Source organism: Chitinophaga sp. CCNWYY40 (genome assembly GCF_037483205.1).
GTDB lineage: Bacteria > Bacteroidota > Bacteroidia > Chitinophagales > Chitinophagaceae > Chitinophaga > Chitinophaga ginsengisegetis.
Genome location: NZ_JBBHLF010000003.1, coordinates 964,201 through 985,855 on the forward strand (window position 1 = coordinate 964,201; position 21,655 = coordinate 985,855).

Below are 21,655 nucleotides of genomic sequence, written 5' to 3' on the forward strand. Positions count from 1 at the left end.
AGGATACTCATGCGAATAAAAATATATAGCGGATTAATCATACTCCTGTTGTGCACAGCCACTGTAAAAGCACAACACGGCCTCAATTCCATTTACTCTGCCTATGGCATAGGCGACCTGGAATCGAGGGATTACAGCCGCAATTTCGGGCTGGGAAGCACCGGCATCGGCCGCAGGCATTCCGGTTACCTCAACGAACTGAATCCCGCCTCCTACAGCGCACTGCCTCCGCAAAACTTCATGTTTGACGTGTCGCTGAAAGCACAGCAGATAAATTACAGCGGCAACAATATTTCACAAAGCGCCGGGGATATTAATTTTAAACGGCTCGCACTCGGATTCAAAGCAGCCAAATGGTGGGGCATCGGCGCAGGTATTACACCCTTCAGCAGCATCGATTACAAACTGGAAAACCAACAGTTTGTAACCGGCACAGGCACCCCTGTAACCGCCACCACTACCGGCACCGGCGGATTTAACCGGGCCTATATCTCCAACGGTTTCCAGATCAGCAAAAATTTCTCCGCCGGCGTATCTACCGCCTTCTTATTCGGACCGCTGAATACCACCCAATATATTGGTTCTGACTCCTTACAAACACAACATAACAAATACGGATTCAAACCTAACTTTACAGCAGGCGCACAATATGCAGGAAAAATAGGCAAGGACTGGCAACTCGGACTGGGCGCCACTTACCGCTTCGAAACAACGATGAAGCTCCAGGAAAAACTGAATATTGTTAACCAGGACGGCACTTCGCTATACCAGAAAGATGAAGACCCTTCTTTCTTTACCCTGCCCGCAGAATATGGTGCAGGTTTGAGTCTTACCAACGGTACCATTACCTGGGTAGCAGATTACCGGCACTCGCTGTGGAACTCATTGAATGAAAAAGGCGCTACCTACCGCTACCAGGATGGAGAACGGTATTCTACCGGTGTAGAATATACGATTAAACGGCAGTACTATAACCAGAGCTTTGAAGGAGCCGTGTTACAGGCGGGATTTGCTTATAATAAAACCCCGCTGGTAGTAGGCAGCACACAAATCACTGATATCTCCGGTACATTGGGCGTATCACTCCCCAATAAAAATGGTCAGCTAAGGTATTATGTTGGCCTGGAAGCCGGACAACGCGGCAAAGAAGGCACTGCGCTGGTGAAGGAAACATACGTAAATGCTGTATTTAACTTCAGCTTAAGGGATATCTGGTTCTTTAAACGATTAGCGCAATAGTGGATAGGAATCGCCTTCGGCGATTCCTACAATTCTTTCTCCGCCGACAACAACTCCCGGAACCAGTAGCCGGAGTCTTTAATCATTCGCTGCTGCGTGTCAAAATTTACGTACACAAGGCCAAAGCGGGCGCGGTAGCCTTCTGCCCACTCAAAATTATCGGTAAGGGTCCAGGCGAAATAACCATCTACCGGAATCCCTTCCTTTTTTGCTTTCAGCACCGCTGCAAGATATTCCTGGAAATAGCTGATGCGTGCAGTATCTGCTATGCGGCCATCGGCGCCGGGTATATCCTGGAAGGCGGCTCCGCCCTCTGTAACGATCAGTTTTTTTACGCCTTTGTAACCGGCAAACTGGCGGAGAATTTCGTATAGCCCGTTGCCGTTAATTTCCCAGCCCAGTCCTGTTAAGGGCACATTCCTGTACCTGGCCTTCACTTCGGAGATTCTCACCACCGGCATAAAAGTGTTGTACTTTACTACCAGCGGGAAATAATTCTGCACACCAATAAAATCAAAATCAAAGGCCAGCCGGTCCCAGTCGCGCCACAGGGCGTACCGGCGTTCAATACGTTTGAGCAACGGAAAATCCGTTACCGGGTATCCCATTCCCAGCGAAGGTTCCAGGAACAGGCGGTTAAACAATGCATCTGCACGACGCGCCGCCATCAGGTCGGCGTCGCTGTTGCTATTGGGGATAATCTGTGAGCAGGACAGCGCCGTGCCGATATTGGCGCCGGCAACTTCTTCCCGTAGCACGCGTCCACCTTCCGCCTGTGCCATCACTGCATGATGCACGGCCGGCAAAAACCAGGAGAGCCCAAACTTGCCCGGTGCATGTACGCCAAGCATGTAACCCAGGGCCGTAAAACCGAAAGGCTCATTCATCACAATCCAGTTCTTCACTTTATTCCCGAATTCGCGGGCGCATACCCGTACAAATTCTTCAAAAGCAAAAACAACACCCCGGTGGCTCCAGCCGCCTTTATGCTCCAGCGCCTGGGGCAAATCCCAGTGATAAAGCGTTACATAAGGCTCCAGGCCCAGCTCCAGGCACGCATCTATTACCCGGTGGTAAAAGTCGATCCCCGCGGGATTTACCGCACCTGTGCCTTTAGGCATGATGCGCGACCACGACAGTGAAAAACGGAATACGGAAAAGCCCAATAGCTTTGCCAGCAGTATGTCCTGTGTATAGCGGTTGTAAAAATCGGTGGCTACCTGCGCGTGACTTTTATCTTTGATCTTTCCTTTACGGCCGGAGAAAGTATCCCAAATAGAGGGTCCTTTGCCATCGGTATTGAAGGCACCTTCATTCTGAAATGCGGAAATAGTAACCCCCCAGAGAAAATCATCCCCGAAATCCTTTCGGGTAAAGGGTATGGCAGTTGTTTGCATATGCAATACCTGTAACCGGGGGCAAATGCCTCCCGAAACAGCATGCAGTTTACAACAGTTTTCGTGGAAATTTAATTATATAATTGTTAAGGGGACATTTGCGGCCGGACAGGCGATGGTGAAAATTTCGCAAAAGCTGTTTTAATATATTATTTTTGAAAGCCTACTAAATTGATAGACAAATATTATATGTTTAAGATAAACCTATTGCTTGGCTTTGCATTTCTGAGCGCCTGCGCAGGGAATCCGCGGAAACAGGAACCAGCTGCTGCCGGAAAGGATTCGCTGAATAAAATGGTACTGGTACCGGCAGGTACTTTTACAATGGGCGCCGACGACTCCACCGGTATGGCAGATGAATATCCTAAACACACCGTAGATATTGCCGGCTTCTGGATGGATGAACATGAAGTGACCAATGCCGAATTTGCACGATTTGTAGCCGCAACAGGATATGTAACTACTGCGGAAAAGCCTATCAGTAAAGAAGAATTGCTGGCCAGCCTGCCGCCCGGAACACCGGAACCCGACAGCGCTGCATTGGCAGGCATGATGGCGCCGGGAGCATTGGTATTCACGCCTCCTGATCATGCGGTTCCTTTCAATGATATTTCCCAATGGTGGTCCTTTGTGGCAGGTGCTACCTGGCAGCATCCTGAAGGGCCGGCCAGCAACATCGATAAGCGGGAAAATGAGCCCGTTACACAGGTGTCGTGGCTGGATGCACAGGCTTACGCCAAATGGGCCGGGAAACGCCTTCCTACGGAGGCAGAATGGGAATATGCAGCACGTGGCGGCCTGTCGGGCAAAATATATCCCTGGGGAACCGAAGCCTTAACCAGCGGCAAGCCCAAAGCCAATACCTGGAACGGTAATTTCCCTTACAATAATACCAAAACAGATGGCTACTACGGTCTCGCCCCGGTGAAATCGTATAGCCCTAATGGTTACCAGTTATACGACATGTCCGGCAATGTGTGGGAATGGTGTGAAGACTGGTACGACGCCAATTATTATATCCAGGGAGAAAAAGGAGTGAAGAATCCGGCGGGACCGGCAGCAGGGTTTGATCCGGACGATCCGGGCCAGGCCAAGCGCGTAATCCGGGGAGGGTCCTTTATGTGCAGTGATGAATATTGCCGGGGATACCGGGTGTCGGCACGCATGAAAAGCACACCTGAATCCGGTTTGGCGAACCTGGGTTTCCGCTGCGTGCGTTCACTTGACCAGAAATGAAGATAGTTCGCGGTAGTCGCCGTTATAGCGTTTGCCGTTTACATAAAAAGTAGGCGTGCCGTTTACGCCACTGCGAACACCGCTTTCAAAGTCGGCCTCCACCCTGCTCAGCAGTTTGGGCGCCTCCAGGTCTTCTGTGAATCGCTGCAGATCCAGCCCCACTTCTTTTGCCAGTGTTAACAACAGGGCTTCATTTAATTCGGGCTGACGGTTGTAAATGGCATCATGCATTTCCCAGAAACGGTTTTGTTTAGCGGCGGCTTCTGCTGCCAGCGCGGCATCCATCGCATATTCATGGGCTTCAGACAATGGAAAATTGCGGAATACAAACCGGAGCTGGCTGGCAAAACGTTCCTGCAGTTCTTTTACCACGAAAAAAGCCTCCCGGCAGAAAGGGCATTGAAAGTCGCCATATTCAACCAGTTCTATAGTGGCATCGGGCGCACCGAGGACATGGTCCAATGCGTTTACCGGTGGGATCAGTGTAGGCATGTCAGTTATTTTTGAGATTTTCCAGGGCTTCCAGGATGCCATCTGCGCCCGGGTTTTCGTTCACCGGCGATAAATAGCTCCATTGAATGATGCCGTTGGCATCTATTACAAATAACGCACGTTTGCTTACGCCAAACTTTTCCTCATATACACCGTAAGCAATGGAAACCGCGCCTTTCGGCTCAAAATCGGAGAGCAGGTCGAAGTGGATCTGGCGGGCGCTGGCAAACGCGTGATGGCACCAGGCGCCATCTACGGAAATACCCAATAGTACAGCATTATACTTTTCAAAGTAGTGAAGCATTTCATTGTACAGCGTCATCTGATCGCTGCATACGGGACTCCAGTCGGCCGGGTAAAAGGCCAGGATAACATTTTTTCCACGCAGGTCCTTTAAATGGACCTTCCTTTCCGGAGTGGCTTCCAATGTGAAATCAGGAGCAATTTCGCCTTTCTGTAACATAAGCGGTTGAATTGTTAGTCCTATATAAACAGCTGCCGCGGAATAATGTTGTGCAGAAACAAAAATGCCACGGTGGCGGACCGTGGCTTTCTGTGCGATAGGCTGTTGCCTTTATTACTTTACGATAACGGTATCAGATTCTACCCTTATCACACCGCCTGAATTCACTGTTTCAGCCGGATTGGCTGTGGTGGTGATCATTACTATGCCTTCCGGATGTGCTTCCCCTTTGAAAATAGTAGCTTTGCCTCCTTTGTAAACATTTACAGCTTTGATAGAAGAAGCGGGTATGGAGTTAGCTTCTTCCCGGGTAACTTTTTTGCCGTCTACTACCAGCAATACATCAGCCGGAAGCGTTTGCACACCACTGTTTTTGTTGGTACTAACACCAGTCCTGACTCCAATCACATTAACAGTGTGGGGAGTACTATCCGTTACCGGTGCAACCCTTAAACGCTTCTTCATGGTAATCAGGATCACACCGTTCTTTGCCCGGGGACCATAAATTGCAGTAGCTGATTTGTCTTTCAACACGCTGATAGATTCGATATTATCCGGGGAAATGCCTTCCATTGATTCTACCGGATTACCATCTACTATGTAGAGCGGGGCTTTATCCGGATCCACATCCCGAAGCCTGATTACATTTCCTGCCAGGGTATCTTTTATTACCCTCGGCGGCGCAGGTGGTGACTGTTTCACTTTGGGTGGCGCAGGTGGCCGCGGTGCTTTGGGCGGCGCGGGCGGAGGTGGTGGCGGTGGTACGGTATCTTTAATGATACTGCTGATAAAAGGATTAACGGAAGGCGCCTTTGTGTAGTTGAGCGACAAAACGGTTCCTCCTACCAGTAGTCCTAATACCAGGTAACGCGCCATTTGATAACGTGATGACTTTTTGCTGTTCATCATGATGATCCTGTTTTTTAGATGTGAGAAATTGAAATTGTTTGCGATGGCCGTCGCATATGGGATCCCACTTACTTTAATTAAATTGTATTGATAGGCGGTTTTATCCACGCCCTGCTTTAGCAGGTACCTGTCTGTTATAAACTCCAGGTTTTCACGGATGGCTGTTTTCATGAGCCATGCGCCGGGATTGAACCAGTAAAAAATGTTGTTGAGTTCTCCCAATACCACATCCACACTGTGCCACTGCTGTACATGCACTTTTTCATGACGCAGTATAGCCGGCAGCTCCTCCGGCTGATGCAGCACAGGATTGATATAAATATTCCGGAAGAAAGAAAAAGGATTCACGGGTTGCTGCAGCACCTGTACAGGGATATCGGCTATTTCCCTGCGCTGCGAGCTCCGGTGTATCTTCCATAACGACAATAACTGGAAACAAAAACGTATAGCCATTACAGATACACCTGTCCAGAAGATATACACCAGCAATGTCCAGATGGTAAACACCGGTGCAGGTGCCTGCCAGCCGGCAAGATCCGGCACATAGGTCATCACGTTATCCGCCAGCACCTCATGCCTGTTTACAAACGCATCAATAGGAATTAAGGGAAACAAGGATGAAAAAGCAATACCGGTAAGCAGGAACAACCGGTTCCCGGTATAAAAGGTAAGCCTGCGCAAACCAAAGCGGTAAGCGAGAAAAAATAACGTGAGCGCGATATTTGCCTTTAAGAGGTATATTAAAATAGCAGGTACCATAGCCGTAATTTTATTATTTACCTTTTTCTATCATGTTGATAATTTCCTTTAACTCAGCCGGACTGATCTTTTTCTCTTTGGCGAAAAAAGACACCAGCTCTTTATACGAGTTCTCGAAATAGTCTTTCACAAAGCCGTTCATAAACTTCTGTTTATAAGCTGCTTCTTCCATAACAGGCGTGTATTCATATACGTTACCCACCTTCCTGCTTTCCACAAATCCTTTTTTCTCCAGGTTCTTGATGGTGGAAGCTAATGTAGTATATGGGGGCGCCGGAGCGCTGTGCGCTTCCAGGAAGTCTTTCACAAAACCTTTCCCTACTTTCCAGATAGCCAGCATGGCCGTTTCTTCTTGCTGGGTCAGTTTTTCCATAGCAATGAATATTTTTGAATTACGATCCTTTCGTAAATCTACGAAAGTTTCGTAGATAAACAAATATTTTTTCAGAAAGATGATTTCAGCGGGCAGGATTGTTAAAAACGAAAGAGGTGCAAAGGATGGAACCTTTGCACCTCTTAATATGTTTTCTCCCGGAGGAAATTATTATTTCAGTATCTCTTCCAGCTTGGAGGCCAGTTCATCACCACGCAGGTTTTTTGCTACGATCTTTCCTTTAGGATCGATCAATACATTCTGCGGGATGGCGCGAACGCCGTAAAGGTCTGCTGCTGCATTCTTCCAGCCTTTCAGATCAGATACATGCGTCCAGGTGAGCTTGTCTGCATCAACAGCCGCCAGCCACTTGTCTTTTTTGTCATCCAGGGAAACGCCGAGGATTTCAAAGCCTTTGGATTTGAATTTATCGTATGCTTTTACCACGTTAGGGTTTTCTGCACGGCAGGGGCCGCACCAGCTGGCCCAGAAATCAACCAGTACATATTTACCACGGAAAGACGACAGGCTGATGTCCTTGCCACTGGCATCTGCCTGGGCAAATTCAATGGCAGGCTGACCAACAGCCGTTTTACGGGCAGATTCGAGACGTTTGGAGAATTCCTTACCGGAAGGTGAATTCTTCGCTTCCTTGCTTAATTTCTTGAACAGCGGTGTAACTTCAGCTGGTTTTATATCATAACCGGCTACCTGGTTTAACAGGAACATCGCAATCGGAGAGTTGGTATTTTTAGAAAGAAAATCGTTCTCGATCTTTTTCTCTTCTACGTCTAACGCGTCATATTCTGCTTCCAGCTTCTTAATCCCTTCTTCGTCTTTATTCTTTGCCAGTTCGCGGTATTGTTTCTGCAGAGCTGCGCTTTTCTCATTTACATCTTTCAGCAGCTCATTCAGATTTTTATAATCGTCATTTGCTTTAGAACCGGTAACAGTAGCTTTGCTGATAGAATCAGTAGTGCTGATAGTGATAACGCCTTTGTCCAGGAAAACCGCCAGCATATCACGTCCCATCGACATTGGTTTTTCTGTGCCTTTCTGCACCAGCATCAGGCTGGCCAAACCAGCTTCTTCCAGGGTGCCGTTAAAGGTAAATTTACCGTCTTTGATCTGCGCACTATCCATGAAGTTCTCACCGCCCTTACGCATCCGGAGGTAAACAGTAGCAGGATTCTGCTGTTGGGAAACAGTTCCCTGTATAGTATATGGTTTGCCTGCAACCGCGCCTTTCTTATCCTGGGCAAACATCAGCGCCGGCACTAAAAGGGCAACACCTATAATCGCTTTTTTCATTGGTTTTTGTTTTACGAATAACAAATTTGTAAAATCCGCCGGTCATTAACAACCTGATTTTGATAAGCGGCTATTTTAGCAACTGCTCCAGCTTTGCCTCCAGCTCTTCCCCACGCAGATTGCGGGCAATAATTTTCCCGGTGGGATCTACGAGGAAGTTGGTAGGAATAGACTGAACGCCATACTGCACGGCTACTTCATTGCCCCAGCCACGCAAATCAGATACCTGGGTCCAGGCCAATCCGTCCTGGTCAATAGCCCGCAACCAGCGGTCGCGGTTATCATCCAGCGAAACGCCCAGAATGGTGAAGTTTTTATCCTTGAATCTGTTATAAGCCTTTACTACATTGGGATTCTCCTGGCGGCACGGACCACACCAGCTCGCCCAGAAATCAACCAGCACATACTTGCCACGGAAAGATGATAATTTTACCGGCTTCCCTTTGGTATCCTCCTGCGAAAAATCGTCGGCGGCCACATTCAACACGTTCGCTTTCAGACTTTTTACATAGGCGGTTACACTCTGCCCGTACTGGCTTTCCTGCACCGACTTATCCAGTGATTCAAACAATTGTCTGAACTCTTCCGGCTCCAGCCTGCTGCGCAGTTCGTTCATCATCAGCCAGATACTGGCAATACTCTTCGGATGCGAGGTAATAAACTGTTTACCAGTATTCACCACTTCCCGGCTGAAAGTCTCCGCTTTCTTACGAAAGGCATTCTTTCCCGGCTCGTCTTCAGGATTGATCTGTTTTGCTTCCTCATTCAGCTCCTGCGCCTGTTTGATCAATGGCTCAAATGCTTTCTGGTACTCCTGCATCGCCAGCGTATTCTCATTTCCCTTTACGGAAGTAGCAATGGGATAAGTAGCCACAGAAGTAGTAACCTGAACAGGCTCATTCCCTGTTACAAACAACAACGGGTAATTTACGTCCTGCAATATCAAAGCATACACCGCAGGCTCCTTACCACCTTTCACACGGAAGTTGAACTGCTCATTCTTTATCACTGTCGAATCATCCGGGTTATTATCCTGGTCGTTAAAAAGATAAATGGTTTTGCCGTTACCTCCCCTCACAATGCCCGACACCTGCTGGGCATTCGCACCTGCGAAAACCAACACCGCAGCGGCTAACAGGAAAATCTGTTTCATTAAGAATTATTTTAATTAGTTAGTGGGGTGTAATATACGAAGAGATTTTTTTATGGAGATGGCTGCCGGCTTCGCCGGCTTTTAAATTGTCTTGCCCAGGATTAAACTGATTCGCTGATTTGATTTTGTTCATGAGTGGGCTTATAAGTTAGTTATCAACCCCTAATAAATAAAAATAAAATCAGCGAAATCAGTTTAATCAGTTTAATCCTGGGCAAGACAATTTAAAAACAGATGGTTATTTATGCCGCTGTTTTAACACCGATATAACATCTGACAGCTGGAAACCCTTTGCCTGAAGAAGGATCAGGTAATGGAACAGCAGGTCAGCAGATTCGTTGAGGAACAACTCATCGTTATTGTCTTTAGCTTCAATCACTACTTCTACGGCTTCCTCTCCTACTTTCTGCGCAATTTTGTTGATGCCTTTGGCAAAAAGACTGGCAGTATAAGATTTATCGGAAGGATTGTTTTTCCGGTCGGTAATGATGTTTTCCAGGGTGGAAAGAAAGTTGTTGTCTACATTCTTTTCATCCCAGCAGGTATCAGCGCCGGTATGGCATACCGGGCCTACAGGACTGGCTTTAATGAGAATCGTATCCTGGTCGCAATCTACCATCAGGTCTTTTACCATCAGGAAATTACCACTCTCCTCTCCCTTTGTCCACAAACGGTTTTTTGAGCGGCTGAAAAAAGTCACCTTGCCATCCAAAACGGTTTTCTCCAGCGACTCCCGGTTCATATAACCGAGCATCAGCACCTTATTGGTGATGGCGTCCTGTATAATGGCCGGTACCAGGCCATCGGGCGACTTTTGAAAATCTATCTGCATTGTTTACTTGTTTCAGGTATCACTTAAAATCTTACGTTCACTCCCTTGTTATAAAGAAAAGTTTTGAGCGCAGGAATTTCTATTTCTTTATAGTGGAAGATGCTCGCAGCGAGTGCGGCATCTGCCTGTGCGTTTTCAAAAACGTCGGTAAAATGCTCCATCGTACCAGCGCCGCCGGAGGCTATAACAGGTACATTCAGGTGCTGAGCCAGCTGCCCGGTAATATCCAGCGCAAAGCCTTTCTTCGTGCCGTCGTTATTCATGGAGGTGAGCAATATTTCACCCGCCCCACGGCCCACTGCTTCTTTTGCCCAGTCGAATGCTTTTACATCCGTTTTCACGCGGCCGCCATTCAGGTATACGTACCAGTCGCCGTCCTCAAAGCGGGTATCAATAGCCAGTACAATACACTGACTGCCAAATTCACGGGCCAGCCTGTCTACCAGCGCTGGATCCTTAAAAGCAGAGGTATTCACCGAAATCTTATCTGCACCGGATTGCAGCAGTACGTATACGTCTTCCACAGAAGAAATACCGCCACCAACAGTAAACGGAATATTCACATGACGGGCAATGTTCGTTACCAGTTCCGCCAGCGTTTTTCTCCGTTCATTCGTTGCCGTTATATCCAGGAACACCAGCTCATCTGCTCCCTGTGAAGCATATAAAGCACCCAGTTCCACGGGGTCACCGGCATCGCGGATATTTTCAAAATTGATGCCCTTCACGGTACGGCCGTCTTTGATATCCAGGCATGGTATGATGCGTTTGGTCAACATGTGCTAATAGTTTACAGGAATGTTTTTAATGCATCCATAGAGATGTTACCTTCATAGATCGCTTTACCGATGATAGCGCCACTACAGCCAATTTCCTGCAGGGCTGCTACATCTTCAATATTGCTTACACCGCCGCTGGCCACAAAGTTAATACCCGGAAAGCGTTCTATAATTTTTTTATACAGATCAATTGACGGTCCCTGTAAAAGGCCGTCCTTAGCGATATCGGTACAAAAGATATTGGTAACGCCCCGTGCGATATTGCTTTCGAGGAAATCGAATACAGACAACTCGGTTGTTTCCAGCCAGCCGCCTACCGCAATCTTTTCTTCCTTCACATCAGCGCCCAGGAATATTTTATCTGCCCCGTATTGCTTCACCCAGCTAAAAAACAGTTCCGGTTGCTTCACGGCCACACTACCAATGGTAGCCAGCGCTGCGCCACTTTGGAATACAATCTCCAGGTCTTTATCTGTTTTAATGCCACCGCCAAAATCCGTTACCAGACCGGTTTTCCCGGCAATGCTCTCCAGCACTTTCCAGTTTACTACCGCTCCTTTTTTGGCGCCGTCGAGGTCTACCAGGTGAAGGCGGCGAACACCGATAGCTTCAAATTCCTTCGCCACTTCCAGCGGATGTTCGTTGTATACTTTCTGCTGGTTGTAATCGCCCTGGGTAAGCCTTACGCATTTACCACCGATGATATCGATAGCAGGTATAATTTCAAATTTCTTAGTCGTCATGTTTTGCTGATCCAAAGGCAGTTCCATTCTAACAAAAGTAATTCCTCCTTTAATAAAGTAATCCCCTTTCGTTGTGTAGCCCAGCCTGTCATAAAATGTTACTGCGGTATCGCGGGCATTACACCAGAGCAGTTTTATTTTTTCTTTTTTACAGATATCCACCAGATGTGCCAGTATCGCTTTGCCAAAGCCTTTTCCCTGTGCAGCCGGCGCTGTAGCCAGTTTACGGAACTGCGCACTGTCGCGGCCAAGGAAAAGGGATACCACTGTTACCAGCTGTCCCTGGTCAAAAACGCCGAAGTGTAATCCATCTGCATCGTGGTCTACTTTTACAGCGTCCAGCGACTCATTGGGATACAACACATCCCTGCGGAGCTGCAGCGTATCATCTGCGCTGATTTTCCGGATATTCATCTTACAGGTTCAAAAAATTTTCAATAATACGGGCGCCTGCTACTGCGGATTTCTCCGGGTGAAACTGTACCGCATAAAAGTTGTCCTTCTGCAAAGCAGCGCTGTAGTTGATCACGTAATTGGTGATGGCTACCGTATCTGCGCCGAGGGCGGCATAGTAGCTATGCACAAAATACATGTAGGAATTCTCCGGCACGTGTTCGAACACTACACTGTGCAAACCGGTGATGTTGTTCCAGCCGATCTGTGGTATTTTCAGCAGGTTTTCCACCGGCGACTGAAAACGTTTCACATCTACATCAAATACACCGAGGCATTTGGTATCGTTTTCTTCCGAATATTTACACAACAGCTGCATTCCCAGGCAAATGCCCAGCACCGGCTGTTTCAGGCCGGCAATCACAGCATCCAGTTTCCTTTCTTTCAGGTACTGCATCGCCGTGCTGGCTTCTCCCACTCCGGGGAAAATCACCTTATCGGCCGACATGATCTCTTCGTGATCATCCGTAACAGTACCGTTTACGCCTAAACGCTCCAATGCGAATTGCACAGAGCGGATATTACCGGCGTTATATTTTATGATAACCGTTTTCATGTTATTACTGAGTTATTCCCGAAATAAACGTTTTCACCGTTTCGTCAATATTTTTGCTGTGCTCAATGGCCCTGATAAAAGCAGTACCAATAATAGCGCCATTGGCATATGCAGATGCTGCCTCAAAAGTAGCTTTATCTTTTATACCAAAACCAATTAAAACCGGGTTTTTGAGCTGCAGCTGCTTCAGCCGCTCAAAATAAGCCTGCTGATCTTTCATATCCTTGTCCTTTCCTGTAGTGGAGGAAGAAGACACCGCATAAATAAAACCCTTACTCAGACTATCTATTTTACGGATCCGTTCTTCACTGGTTTCCGGTGTTACCAGGAAAATCAGGTGCAGGTTATACTTTTCAAAAATGGGTCTGTACTCATTTTCATATTCGGCCATTGGCAGGTCCGGCACAATGATGCCATCCACACCTACTTCCGCACACTTTGCACAAAAGGCTTCCACCCCGTAGGTTAATACCGGGTTGAAATACCCCATGAGAATAACGGGCACCTGTATACGATCCCTGAAGCTGGTGAGTTGTTCAAACAATTTGTGAAGACTCATTCCATTCTGCAACGCTTTGGTGCTGCTGTCCTGGATCACAGGGCCATCCGCCAGCGGATCGGAGAAGGGCATCCCCAGTTCAATAAGATCCGCCCCGTACTGCTGTAACGCGGTCATTACCGGCAGGGTGTCATTCAACTCCGGAAAACCAGCCGTACAATATATATTTAAAACGTTGTGCCGCTTAACGGCAAACAGTTGATCAATACGATTTTGCATAATCCATTTTATTTATTCATGTGACGGATATAGGTATCCAGATCTTTATCACCGCGGCCGGAAAGGCATACCACTACTACATCATCTGTATTCAGGGGCAGATCTTTCAGTTTAGCCAGGGCATGAGCCGATTCCATAGCAGGAATAATTCCTTCCAGCAGGCTCAGTTCATAAGCCGCTGCGAGTGCCTCATCATCGGTAGCCGACAGGAACTGTGCACGGCCTGATTCATATAAATGGGCGTGCATCGGTCCGATGCCGGGATAATCGAGTCCTGCAGAAATGGAATGCGGTTCCACGATTTGTCCGTCGTTGGTTTGCATCAGCAATGTTTTGCTGGCATGGATAATACCAATGGTGCCCAGCTGCGTGGTAGCGGCGGAAAACCCGCTGTGTACGCCCTTTCCGCCAGCTTCTACGGCTACGAGTTTCACTTCTTCCCTGTCGAGGTAGTGGAAGTAGGCGCCGGCCGCATTGCTGCCGCCACCGATACAGGCCAGTACATAGTCAGGATTTTCGCTGCCGGTTTTCTCCAGGAGCTGTTTTTTTATTTCTTCACTGATCACCGACTGGAAACGGGCCACCATATCAGGATATGGATGCGGCCCCGCAGCGGTACCTAAAATATAATGGGTATTTACCGGGTTATTGATCCAGTCGCGGATTGCTTCGTTGGTAGCGTCTTTCAAGGTTTTGCTGCCGCTGGTGGCCGGTACTACGGTGGCTCCCAGCATTTTCATACGGGCTACGTTGGGCGCCTGTCTTTCTATATCGATGCTGCCCATATACACCACGCACTCCATGCCCATGAGCGCACATACGGTAGCTGTGGCCACGCCATGCTGACCGGCGCCGGTTTCAGCGATGATGCGGCGTTTGCCCAGTCGTTGCGCCAGCAGGATCTGCCCGATAGTATTGTTTACTTTATGTGCGCCGGTATGATTCAGATCTTCTCTCTTAAGATAAATTTTCGCTTTATATTTTTCAGACAACCGCTTGGCAAAATATAAAGGGGAAGGCCGTCCTACATAATCCCGCAGCAGGGCTTCAAAGTCCTGCTGAAAAGTAGGATCACTGAGGATGCCGAGGTATTGGGACTGTAATTCCTGTACGTTGGGATACAGCATCTCAGGGATGTATGCCCCACCAAATCTGCCATAATAGCCATTCTTATCCACCTGATACCTGGAGTTGCCGGTATTAATCGCAATATCCATGACCGTCTATTTTATTATTGATGAATGAATCTGTTTCACAAATTGTTTTACCAGCGGGATGTTTTTCACACCCGGACTGTCTTCAAACTTACTGTTCACATCCGCAGCAAACAACGCCGGCAACTGCATCTCCAATATTTCCGCTGCCTGATCTGCACTAATGCCCCCGCTTAAAAAGAAGGGATGATCAAAAGGATAAGCAGCCAGCAGCTCCCAGTTAAATCTTTCGCCGGTACCGCCATAACCTTTTACGGACGCGGTATCGAAGAGGAAATAATCCGTTACCGGTATAAAAGGCGCTACTTCAGTTTGCCAGTTAACGCTGTCACCTATACGAAAAGCCTTTACCACCGGGATAAATGTGCGGACAGCGGCGCAAAACTCCGGCGTTTCATCGCCATGCAGTTGCACCAGGTCCAGTGCGTAATCGCTCACGGTACGCTGGATCTGCTCCAGCGGCGCATTTACAAACACTCCTGCTTTCTTGATGCGGGTGGTTTCCCGTACCGATCTTGCATCTATTTTGTTACCGGCAAAACGAGGGGATTTTTCGTAAAAAATAAACCCTGCGTAGTCAACGCTGTTATCTACCAGCGCCTGCAAGTCATTTATCCTGGTAATACCGCAAACTTTAATACGCATAGTGTTATGATTTATGCTGCAGGTCGTTGAGTGTTTGTACAAAATTTTCAAAGGCACGCGCCGGATCTTCTTGCTTCATGAAATGCTCTCCTATCAGGAATCCCTGGAATCCGGCGGCTTTCAGCGTTACAATAGCCGCAGGATCGTTGATACCACTTTCTGCCACTTTAACTTTATCGGCCGGAATTTTCGGGGCCAGTTCACAGGAGCGGTTAAAGTCTACCTGGAAAGTGATCAGGTCGCGGTTATTCACCCCTACCAGGTGAGTATGTTCAGTTACTTTTTCCAGTTGCGCTTCACTGTGTACTTCCAGCAACACTTCCAATCCGAGGTTATGTGCAAAAGCTGCCAGGTGTGCTACCTGCGCGGCATCCAGGCATTCTGCGATGAGAAGTATTACATCCGCACCGATCGCCTTAGCTTCCAGTATCTGGTATTCATCTATCACAAAATCTTTCCGCAGAATCGGGATCTGGTTGAAGCTGCGCGCCTGTTGCAGGTCGTCGGATGAACCACCGAAATATTTTTCATCGGTGAGTACCGACAGCCCGGAAGCGCCGTAACGGGTATACGCTGTGGTTACCTGTTGCACGGTAACATCTCCATTGATCACTCCTTTTGAGGGAGAGCGGCGCTTGAATTCCGCAATGATACCCGTTTTTTCCGGTTGCTGCAGGAAATGGCGGAGCGACAAGGTTTCCCTCGGGAATGCCGGCGACTGCTCCAGGTCCTGCGCGCTGCGCTGCAGCTTGCGGGCAGCTACTTCGATGTGTTTATGAGCAACAATTTCTGCTAAAATATTCTTCATGATAAACTATCTGTACTACGACTGCAAAGCAATCAGTTTTTTGAACGCATTATGTGCACTGCCCGACTCCAGGGATTCTACCGCGGCGGCGAAGCAATCTTCATACGAATTATATTTTCCGAGGCTGTACAAACCCATTGCTGCGTTGGCAAAAACAACGGAGTTCTGTGCCCAGGTACCTTCTCCTTTCAAAATCTTCATAAAGATCTTTGCGGCTTCTTCTGTAGAGTTACCGCCGTAAATATCTTCCTGGTGAACTTTACGTTTGCCCAGCTGTTCCGGGGTCCAGTCCTGTTCACCTTTGTTGGTGATCACTTTAGTATCTGCTGTGAGGGATATTTCATCATATCCGTCGAGGCTGTGAACAATCACAAACTGCTTATCCGTTTGCTGGAACAGGTAGTTGTATACCCGCGCCATTTCCAGGCTGTACACACCGATCAGCTGATGTTTGGCCAGCGCCGGATTCACCAGGGGGCCGAGCATGTTAAAGAACGTACGGATACCCAGCTGGCGGCGGATACCTGCTACATGTTTCAACGCCGGGTGGAACAGGGGTGCGTGGAGGAAACAGATACCCGAATCTTCCAGCTCTGTTCTCAGTTTGGCATCGTCGTTCTTGAATTTATACCCCACCAGCTCCATTACATTGGAGGCGCCGCTTACAGAAGATACACCATAGTTGCCATGCTTGGCTACTTTGGCGCCTGCGCCGGCTACCACAAAGCACGACAAGGTAGAAATATTAAAAGTATTTTTTGCATCCCCGCCGGTACCAACGATATCCAATACATCGTAACCGTTGAGATTAACCGGTACACAGAGTTCCAGCAAGGCATCACGGAAGCCCAGTAACTCATCGATGGTGATGCTGCGCATCAGGTATACGGTCATGAAAGCAGCCAGTTCGCTTTCATTGAACATACCTTTGGAAATGCTGATCAGGATATCTTTGGCAGCTTCGCGGCTGAAAGTTTTATGTTCAAAAAGGTAATTAAGAATCTTTTTCATTTTTGGAAGAATTTTGCTGATTGGGTGTTCGATAATGTTAAAACGGGTGTCCTGTTGTTCTTACAGGCTTAACCAGTTTCTTACAATCTTTTCTCCCTGCGGGGTAAGCACACTTTCCGGGTGAAACTGTACGCCACTCACATCATACTTGTTATGTTGTACCGCCATGATAAAACCATCTTCATCTTTGGCGGTGATCACCAGTTCCGCAGGCAGGGTAGATTCGTCGATTACCCAGGAATGATAACGACCCGCGAGTATTTGTCGTGGTAAACCATTAAACAGCCGTCCATCTTCTTTAATAATATTCACATTGGTAGCTACGCCATGGTATACTTCTTTCAGGTTGGTGAGAGAAGCGCCAAAAGCCTGTCCTATGGCCTGCTGGCCCAAGCATACTCCAAAAATGGATTTGGTGGGTGCATATTCTTTGATCAGCGGCAGCAACAATCCAGCTTCTTCCGGAATACCGGGGCCGGGCGATAAAATAATTTTATCGTAGTCGTTTACTTTTTCCAGTGGAATTTCATCATTGCGTACCACGGTTACTTTACCGTTGATGATTTTTTCCACGAGATGAACGAGGTTGTATGTAAATGAATCGTAGTTATCGAAAACGAGGATGTTCATACTAAATTTTTTGTGCCAGCAGAATGGCTTGTTTTAACGCATTGAGTTTGTTGTTCACTTCCTCCAGTTCCGAAGAAGCTACTGATTTGGCCACCACACCGGCGCCGGCCTGATAGTACAGGGTATTCATTTTACTGAGTATGGAGCGGATCATGATGGCGTGGTTGAAGTTGCCGTTGAAACCAACAGCGCCGATACAACCGCCGTAGAAGCCACGCGCAGTGGGTTCATACTGATCAATGATTTCCATAGCGCGGTATTTTGGTGCGCCGGACAGCGTACCTGCCGGGAAGGAGGAAGCCAGGAGGGTGAAGGGATTCAGCTTTGGATCTACCTTTCCGGTTACTTCGCTTACCAGGTGAATTACGTGGGAATAGAAATGTACCTGTCTGTAAGAAGCTACCTCCACTTCTGTGGCATTTCTGCTGAGGTCATTTCTTGCCAGGTCCACCAGCATCACGTGTTCTGCGTTTTCCTTCGGATCTTCCAGCAGCTTATTGGCCAGTAGTTTGTCCTGTTCATCATCCCCGGTACGGCGGAAAGTACCAGCAATGGGGTGAATAGTGGCTTTGCCATCTGTAATCACGATCTGTGCTTCCGGTGAGGAACCCATTAATTTGTAATCGCCGTAATCGAAGAAGAAGAGATAAGGAGAGGGGTTGATGGAGCGGAGGGCGCGGTAAACGTTGAATTCGTCGCCTTTGAAGGATTGCTGGAAAGATCTGGAAAGTACTACCTGGAAAACGTCTCCGCGGAAGCAGTGTTGTTTGCCTTGTTCTACCATCTGCATATATTCCGCGTCCGTCATATTGCTTTCTTCTTCTCCGGTAGTGGCAAACGGATACCCGGGGGAATCTTTGTGCCGGATAAGCGACTCCAGTAGTTCAAACTCACTGTCGATGCCCTCTACCTGGTTTTCACAAAGATAAAGTTCATCTTTAAAGTGATTGATTGCTATAACATATTGATAGTAGCGGTAACGCATCAGCGGGATGGTGTTACCTGCCTGTTGTTTCTTCTTGTTAAATTCAATGGTTTCAAAGAACTGTACGGCATCAAAAGTAGTATAGCCGAAGAGGCTCTGTGCCATTGGTACCGGGTGTTTGCCGGTGAAAGAATAGTTGCCCAGAAACTTCTCCATTTCATCCAGTACCTGCTGCTTATTCTTCAGCTCTTTCTTTTCCACAGGCAGGTTAGGATATTTAAACTCGAAGTGCGACGTGGAAGTAACTTCGATACCTGCAATAGGCTTCACACAAATAAAGGAATAACTGTTGTCGCTGGCCCTGTAGTCAGTGCTTTCAAGGAGGATAGAACCCGGGAATTTATCGCGCAGCCGCAGATATATTCCCACTGGCGTGAAAATGTCTGCCAGCATCTGTTTGGATCTCGTTTTTACTTGGATGGTACGCATGATGTATTGGGTGAAGTATTTGTTTTATTTGAAAAAGGGAAGGGCTGAAAAAGCGGAAGGCCCGCTGTGTAACAGCGGGCCTTCCAAATATATTTCTAAACGAAACATGGCACTGTAACACAGATCAGGAATTGATTCCGTGCCACCACCAATGTTTGTTTGTAATGATATTTTGCATAGCGAGAACAAAAATGAAACATTTTTTTAGAAAATGCAAATTTTTTTTGTGGTGGCATCTTCGCTGTCCTACAATACCCCTTTGGTAGAAGGCAGCTGCATATTGGCCGGATTCCGCTTTACCGCCATTTTGATGGACTTGGCAAAGGTTTTAAAGATAGCTTCTATCTTATGATGCTCATTTTCACCTTCTGCCTTAATGTTCAGGTTTGCTTTGGCGCCATCTGAGAAGGATTTGAAGAAATGATAGAACATCTCGGTAGGCATCTCCCCTATTTTTTCCCTTTTAAATTCCGCATCCCATACCAGCCAGTTACGACCGCCAAAGTCAATACCCACCTGGGCCAGGCAATCATCCATCGGCAGGCAGAAACCGTATCTTTCGATACCACGTTTATCACCCAAACCTTTGGCAATGGCTTCTCCCAGTGCAATACCGGTATCTTCTATGGTGTGGTGCTCATCGATATGCAGGTCGCCTTTGGCCGTAATCTTCAGGTCTATAGCGCCATGACGGGCAATCTGGTCGAGCATATGATCAAAGAAGCCCAACCCGGTATGAATATCCGCTTTACCGGTACCATCCAGGTTCAGTTCTATATTGATATCTGTTTCATTGGTTTTACGTACGTGCGTTACCGTTCTTAATCCCAGCTTCAGGAACTCATAGATCCGGTTCCAGTCGGTAGTTTCAAGGGCAATCACGGATTGCAGGGCGGCCGTGTTATCACTGATCTCTGCGCTGCCCAAACCGGAGCCTTCATTGATCCAGATAGCTTTTGCGCCCAGGTTCTTTGCCAGTTCCACATCGGTGATACGATCACCAATCACGAAAGAGTTGGCCAGATCATAGCTGCCATCCAGGTATTTAGTGAGCATACCGGTGCGGGGCTTGCGGGTAGGCGCATTATCAGCCGGAAAAGAGCGGTCAATAAACACCTCATCAAACTTGATCCCTTCGTTCTCAAGCGCTTTCATGATCATGTTCTGCGCAGGCCAGAAGGTATCTTCCGGGAAAGAGGCGGTGCCCAAACCATCCTGGTTGGTAACCATTGCCAGCTCATAGTCCAGCTCAGCGGCGATCCGCGCCATATTCACAAATACTTTGGGATAAAACTCTACTTTGTCCAGGCTATCGATCTGGTAAGTTGGCGGCACTTCCTTAATCAGGGTACCATCGCGGTCTATAAAGAGCACTCGTTTCATGCAGATGCTGTTGTGGCTGTTTTCAGGTTAAAAGATTTCAATACTTCCAGCAGGCGCAGGTTCTCGGCCGGCGTGCCTATGGTGATCCGCAGGCAACCCATACACAGCTCTACTTTGGAACGGTCACGTACTACAATTCCCTGTTCAATAAGGTAGTTGTAGATGCCTTTCGCATCGGTGGTTTTCACCAGGATAAAGCTGGCGTCGCTGGGATAAATGTGCAGTACTTCCGGCAGCTGAAGCAGCGCGCCGGAGAGCAGGTCGCGTTCTATCACTATTTCACGGATCCATTCATTTACCTGGCTTACATTTTCCAATGCCTGGAGCGCCAGCTCATTGGTGGCCTGGCTGATATTATACGGAGGTTTCACCTTGTTAAAGGTGTTCACAATATCTTCACTGGCAAAAGCCATCCCGATACGGAGTCCGGCCAGTCCCCATGCTTTCGACAGCGTTTGCATCACCACGAGGTTGGGATATTCGGTGAGTTCCTGTATAAAGGTTTTCTGACGGGAGAAATTGATATAAGCTTCATCTATCACTACAATACCATCAAAATTATTCAACAGCAGTTCAATATCCGAACGGTTAATAGAATTACCGGTAGGGTTATTGGGAGAACAAATGAAGATGAGCTTTGTATTGGCATCTATGGCCTGTTGCAGCGCGGGAATGTCCAGCTGGAAATCTTCTGTCAGCGTTACCTTGCGGATAACAGCATCGTTGATGTGCGCGCTTACTTCATACATGCCATAGGTAGGCGGACAAAGAATTACATTATCCACACCCGGATTTACGAATGAGCGGTAAAGCACGTCTATGGCTTCGTCGCTGCCGTGACCAATAAAAATATTCTGCGGGGGCACGCCTTTGATATCGGCAATTTTGTATTTGAGCTGCCATTGCATCGGGTCAGGATAGCGGTTATAATTCACCGGCAACGGAGATCCGAAATTATTCTCATTCGCATCCAGGAAGATGGACGCTTCTCCTTTGAACTCATCTCTGGCAGTAGAATAAGGCACCAGTTTTTTTATGTTTTCCCTTACCAGGGTATCGAGATTAAACATATCGCAT

At 47.7% G+C, this 21,655-nt stretch carries 22 protein-coding genes; 2 read left to right on the forward strand and 20 right to left on the reverse strand.

Annotation, left to right across the window (positions count from 1 at the left end; genetic code table 11):
- The first annotated feature begins 9 nt into the window (after nucleotides 1–9).
- On the forward strand, nucleotides 10–1,239 hold the full coding sequence (locus V7S65_RS14385) for a hypothetical protein (protein WP_336386708.1): 1,230 nt from the start codon (nucleotides 10–12) through the stop codon (nucleotides 1,237–1,239).
- Between the two features lie 26 nt (nucleotides 1,240–1,265).
- On the opposite strand, the gene V7S65_RS14390 is transcribed toward V7S65_RS14385, so the two are convergent.
- Nucleotides 1,266–2,636, reverse strand: a complete 1,371-nt coding sequence (locus tag V7S65_RS14390) for a GH1 family beta-glucosidase (RefSeq protein ID WP_079470558.1) — start codon at nucleotides 2,634–2,636, stop codon at nucleotides 1,266–1,268.
- Between the two features lie 189 nt (nucleotides 2,637–2,825).
- On the opposite strand from V7S65_RS14390, the gene V7S65_RS14395 reads away from it, so the two are divergent.
- Nucleotides 2,826–3,872 (forward strand): formylglycine-generating enzyme family protein, encoded by a 1,047-nt coding sequence (locus tag V7S65_RS14395; RefSeq protein WP_336386707.1) that lies wholly within the window; start codon nucleotides 2,826–2,828, stop codon nucleotides 3,870–3,872.
- On the opposite strand, the gene V7S65_RS14400 is transcribed toward V7S65_RS14395, so the two are convergent.
- The 19 genes from V7S65_RS14400 to hisC form a co-directional block, all read right to left on the reverse strand.
- The gene (locus tag V7S65_RS14400; protein ID WP_336386706.1) at nucleotides 3,855–4,364 is read right to left on the reverse strand and encodes a DsbA family protein; all 510 of its coding nucleotides are present in this window, start codon (nucleotides 4,362–4,364) and stop codon (nucleotides 3,855–3,857) included. The two genes, V7S65_RS14395 and V7S65_RS14400, sit on opposite strands and share 18 nt — an antisense overlap.
- Before the next feature lies 1 nt (nucleotide 4,365).
- The gene (locus V7S65_RS14405) at nucleotides 4,366–4,827 is read right to left on the reverse strand and encodes a redoxin domain-containing protein (RefSeq protein WP_111577763.1); all 462 of its coding nucleotides are present in this window, start codon (nucleotides 4,825–4,827) and stop codon (nucleotides 4,366–4,368) included.
- Between the two features lie 114 nt (nucleotides 4,828–4,941).
- Nucleotides 4,942–6,495, reverse strand: coding sequence for a M56 family metallopeptidase (locus tag V7S65_RS14410; protein ID WP_336386705.1), 1,554 nt, complete (start codon nucleotides 6,493–6,495; stop codon nucleotides 4,942–4,944).
- A gap of 13 nt (nucleotides 6,496–6,508) precedes the next feature.
- The gene (locus V7S65_RS14415) at nucleotides 6,509–6,868 is read right to left on the reverse strand and encodes a BlaI/MecI/CopY family transcriptional regulator (RefSeq protein ID WP_079470564.1); all 360 of its coding nucleotides are present in this window, start codon (nucleotides 6,866–6,868) and stop codon (nucleotides 6,509–6,511) included.
- Nucleotides 6,869–7,039: 171 nt separating this feature from the next.
- Complete coding sequence (locus tag V7S65_RS14420; protein WP_336386704.1) at nucleotides 7,040–8,179, reverse strand: AhpC/TSA family protein; 1,140 nt, start codon at nucleotides 8,177–8,179, stop codon at nucleotides 7,040–7,042.
- A 70-nt stretch (nucleotides 8,180–8,249) separates the two neighbouring features.
- Nucleotides 8,250–9,332 carry an AhpC/TSA family protein gene (locus tag V7S65_RS14425; RefSeq protein WP_336386703.1) on the reverse strand — a complete coding sequence of 361 codons (1,083 nt, stop codon included), beginning with the start codon at nucleotides 9,330–9,332 and terminating at the stop codon, nucleotides 8,250–8,252.
- A gap of 238 nt (nucleotides 9,333–9,570) precedes the next feature.
- Nucleotides 9,571–10,164 (reverse strand): bifunctional phosphoribosyl-AMP cyclohydrolase/phosphoribosyl-ATP diphosphatase HisIE, encoded by a 594-nt coding sequence (gene hisIE / locus V7S65_RS14430; protein ID WP_079470568.1) that lies wholly within the window; start codon nucleotides 10,162–10,164, stop codon nucleotides 9,571–9,573.
- Between the two features lie 23 nt (nucleotides 10,165–10,187).
- Nucleotides 10,188–10,943 (reverse strand): imidazole glycerol phosphate synthase subunit HisF, encoded by a 756-nt coding sequence (hisF, locus tag V7S65_RS14435; RefSeq protein ID WP_079470569.1) that lies wholly within the window; start codon nucleotides 10,941–10,943, stop codon nucleotides 10,188–10,190.
- Between the two features lie 11 nt (nucleotides 10,944–10,954).
- Nucleotides 10,955–12,100, reverse strand: coding sequence for a 1-(5-phosphoribosyl)-5-[(5-phosphoribosylamino)methylideneamino]imidazole-4-carboxamide isomerase (gene hisA / locus V7S65_RS14440; RefSeq protein ID WP_336386702.1), 1,146 nt, complete (start codon nucleotides 12,098–12,100; stop codon nucleotides 10,955–10,957).
- Nucleotide 12,101: 1 nt separating this feature from the next.
- Nucleotides 12,102–12,695: an imidazole glycerol phosphate synthase subunit HisH gene (gene hisH / locus V7S65_RS14445; RefSeq protein ID WP_079470571.1), complete on the reverse strand. Its 594-nt coding sequence runs from the start codon at nucleotides 12,693–12,695 to the stop codon at nucleotides 12,102–12,104.
- 4 nt (nucleotides 12,696–12,699) lie between these two features.
- Complete coding sequence (gene trpA / locus V7S65_RS14450; protein WP_111577768.1) at nucleotides 12,700–13,473, reverse strand: tryptophan synthase subunit alpha; 774 nt, start codon at nucleotides 13,471–13,473, stop codon at nucleotides 12,700–12,702.
- An 8-nt stretch (nucleotides 13,474–13,481) separates the two neighbouring features.
- On the reverse strand, nucleotides 13,482–14,690 hold the full coding sequence (gene trpB / locus V7S65_RS14455) for a tryptophan synthase subunit beta (RefSeq protein WP_111577769.1): 1,209 nt from the start codon (nucleotides 14,688–14,690) through the stop codon (nucleotides 13,482–13,484).
- Nucleotides 14,691–14,696: 6 nt separating this feature from the next.
- A complete protein-coding gene (locus V7S65_RS14460) occupies nucleotides 14,697–15,332 on the reverse strand; it encodes a phosphoribosylanthranilate isomerase (protein ID WP_336386701.1) in 636 nt (211 codons plus the stop codon).
- A 4-nt stretch (nucleotides 15,333–15,336) separates the two neighbouring features.
- Nucleotides 15,337–16,140: an indole-3-glycerol phosphate synthase TrpC gene (gene trpC / locus V7S65_RS14465; RefSeq protein ID WP_079470577.1), complete on the reverse strand. Its 804-nt coding sequence runs from the start codon at nucleotides 16,138–16,140 to the stop codon at nucleotides 15,337–15,339.
- Between the two features lie 15 nt (nucleotides 16,141–16,155).
- On the reverse strand, nucleotides 16,156–17,151 hold the full coding sequence (trpD, locus tag V7S65_RS14470; RefSeq protein WP_336386700.1) for an anthranilate phosphoribosyltransferase: 996 nt from the start codon (nucleotides 17,149–17,151) through the stop codon (nucleotides 16,156–16,158).
- Nucleotides 17,152–17,211: 60 nt separating this feature from the next.
- A complete protein-coding gene (locus V7S65_RS14475; protein ID WP_079470579.1) occupies nucleotides 17,212–17,781 on the reverse strand; it encodes an anthranilate synthase component II in 570 nt (189 codons plus the stop codon).
- Nucleotide 17,782: 1 nt separating this feature from the next.
- A complete protein-coding gene (locus V7S65_RS14480) occupies nucleotides 17,783–19,195 on the reverse strand; it encodes an anthranilate synthase component I family protein (protein WP_336386699.1) in 1,413 nt (470 codons plus the stop codon).
- 246 nt (nucleotides 19,196–19,441) lie between these two features.
- Nucleotides 19,442–20,578 carry a bifunctional histidinol-phosphatase/imidazoleglycerol-phosphate dehydratase HisB gene (gene hisB, locus V7S65_RS14485; RefSeq protein WP_336386698.1) on the reverse strand — a complete coding sequence of 379 codons (1,137 nt, stop codon included), beginning with the start codon at nucleotides 20,576–20,578 and terminating at the stop codon, nucleotides 19,442–19,444.
- Nucleotides 20,575–21,648 carry a histidinol-phosphate transaminase gene (gene hisC, locus V7S65_RS14490; RefSeq protein WP_079470583.1) on the reverse strand — a complete coding sequence of 358 codons (1,074 nt, stop codon included), beginning with the start codon at nucleotides 21,646–21,648 and terminating at the stop codon, nucleotides 20,575–20,577. Before hisC ends, hisB begins: the two co-directional genes overlap by 4 nt.
- Nucleotides 21,649–21,655 lie beyond the last annotated feature (7 nt).

Bases quoted from the DNA above. Each gene is read 5' to 3' on its own strand.
- V7S65_RS14385 (WP_336386708.1), top strand. From the start codon at position 10: ATGCGAATAAAAATATATAGCGGATTAATCATACTCCTGTTGTGCACA.
- V7S65_RS14390 (WP_079470558.1), bottom strand. From the start codon at position 2,636: ATGCAAACAACTGCCATACCCTTTACCCGAAAGGATTTCGGGGATGAT.
- V7S65_RS14395 (WP_336386707.1), top strand. From the start codon at position 2,826: ATGTTTAAGATAAACCTATTGCTTGGCTTTGCATTTCTGAGCGCCTGC.
- V7S65_RS14400 (WP_336386706.1), bottom strand. From the start codon at position 4,364: ATGCCTACACTGATCCCACCGGTAAACGCATTGGACCATGTCCTCGGT.
- V7S65_RS14405 (WP_111577763.1), bottom strand. From the start codon at position 4,827: ATGTTACAGAAAGGCGAAATTGCTCCTGATTTCACATTGGAAGCCACT.
- V7S65_RS14410 (WP_336386705.1), bottom strand. From the start codon at position 6,495: ATGGTACCTGCTATTTTAATATACCTCTTAAAGGCAAATATCGCGCTC.
- V7S65_RS14415 (WP_079470564.1), bottom strand. From the start codon at position 6,868: ATGGAAAAACTGACCCAGCAAGAAGAAACGGCCATGCTGGCTATCTGG.
- V7S65_RS14420 (WP_336386704.1), bottom strand. From the start codon at position 8,179: ATGAAAAAAGCGATTATAGGTGTTGCCCTTTTAGTGCCGGCGCTGATG.
- V7S65_RS14425 (WP_336386703.1), bottom strand. From the start codon at position 9,332: ATGAAACAGATTTTCCTGTTAGCCGCTGCGGTGTTGGTTTTCGCAGGT.
- hisIE (WP_079470568.1), bottom strand. From the start codon at position 10,164: ATGCAGATAGATTTTCAAAAGTCGCCCGATGGCCTGGTACCGGCCATT.
- hisF (WP_079470569.1), bottom strand. From the start codon at position 10,943: ATGTTGACCAAACGCATCATACCATGCCTGGATATCAAAGACGGCCGT.
- hisA (WP_336386702.1), bottom strand. From the start codon at position 12,100: ATGAATATCCGGAAAATCAGCGCAGATGATACGCTGCAGCTCCGCAGG.
- hisH (WP_079470571.1), bottom strand. From the start codon at position 12,695: ATGAAAACGGTTATCATAAAATATAACGCCGGTAATATCCGCTCTGTG.
- trpA (WP_111577768.1), bottom strand. From the start codon at position 13,473: ATGCAAAATCGTATTGATCAACTGTTTGCCGTTAAGCGGCACAACGTT.
- trpB (WP_111577769.1), bottom strand. From the start codon at position 14,690: ATGGATATTGCGATTAATACCGGCAACTCCAGGTATCAGGTGGATAAG.
- V7S65_RS14460 (WP_336386701.1), bottom strand. From the start codon at position 15,332: ATGCGTATTAAAGTTTGCGGTATTACCAGGATAAATGACTTGCAGGCG.
- trpC (WP_079470577.1), bottom strand. From the start codon at position 16,140: ATGAAGAATATTTTAGCAGAAATTGTTGCTCATAAACACATCGAAGTA.
- trpD (WP_336386700.1), bottom strand. From the start codon at position 17,151: ATGAAAAAGATTCTTAATTACCTTTTTGAACATAAAACTTTCAGCCGC.
- V7S65_RS14475 (WP_079470579.1), bottom strand. From the start codon at position 17,781: ATGAACATCCTCGTTTTCGATAACTACGATTCATTTACATACAACCTC.
- V7S65_RS14480 (WP_336386699.1), bottom strand. From the start codon at position 19,195: ATGCGTACCATCCAAGTAAAAACGAGATCCAAACAGATGCTGGCAGAC.
- hisB (WP_336386698.1), bottom strand. From the start codon at position 20,578: ATGAAACGAGTGCTCTTTATAGACCGCGATGGTACCCTGATTAAGGAA.
- hisC (WP_079470583.1), bottom strand. From the start codon at position 21,648: ATGTTTAATCTCGATACCCTGGTAAGGGAAAACATAAAAAAACTGGTG.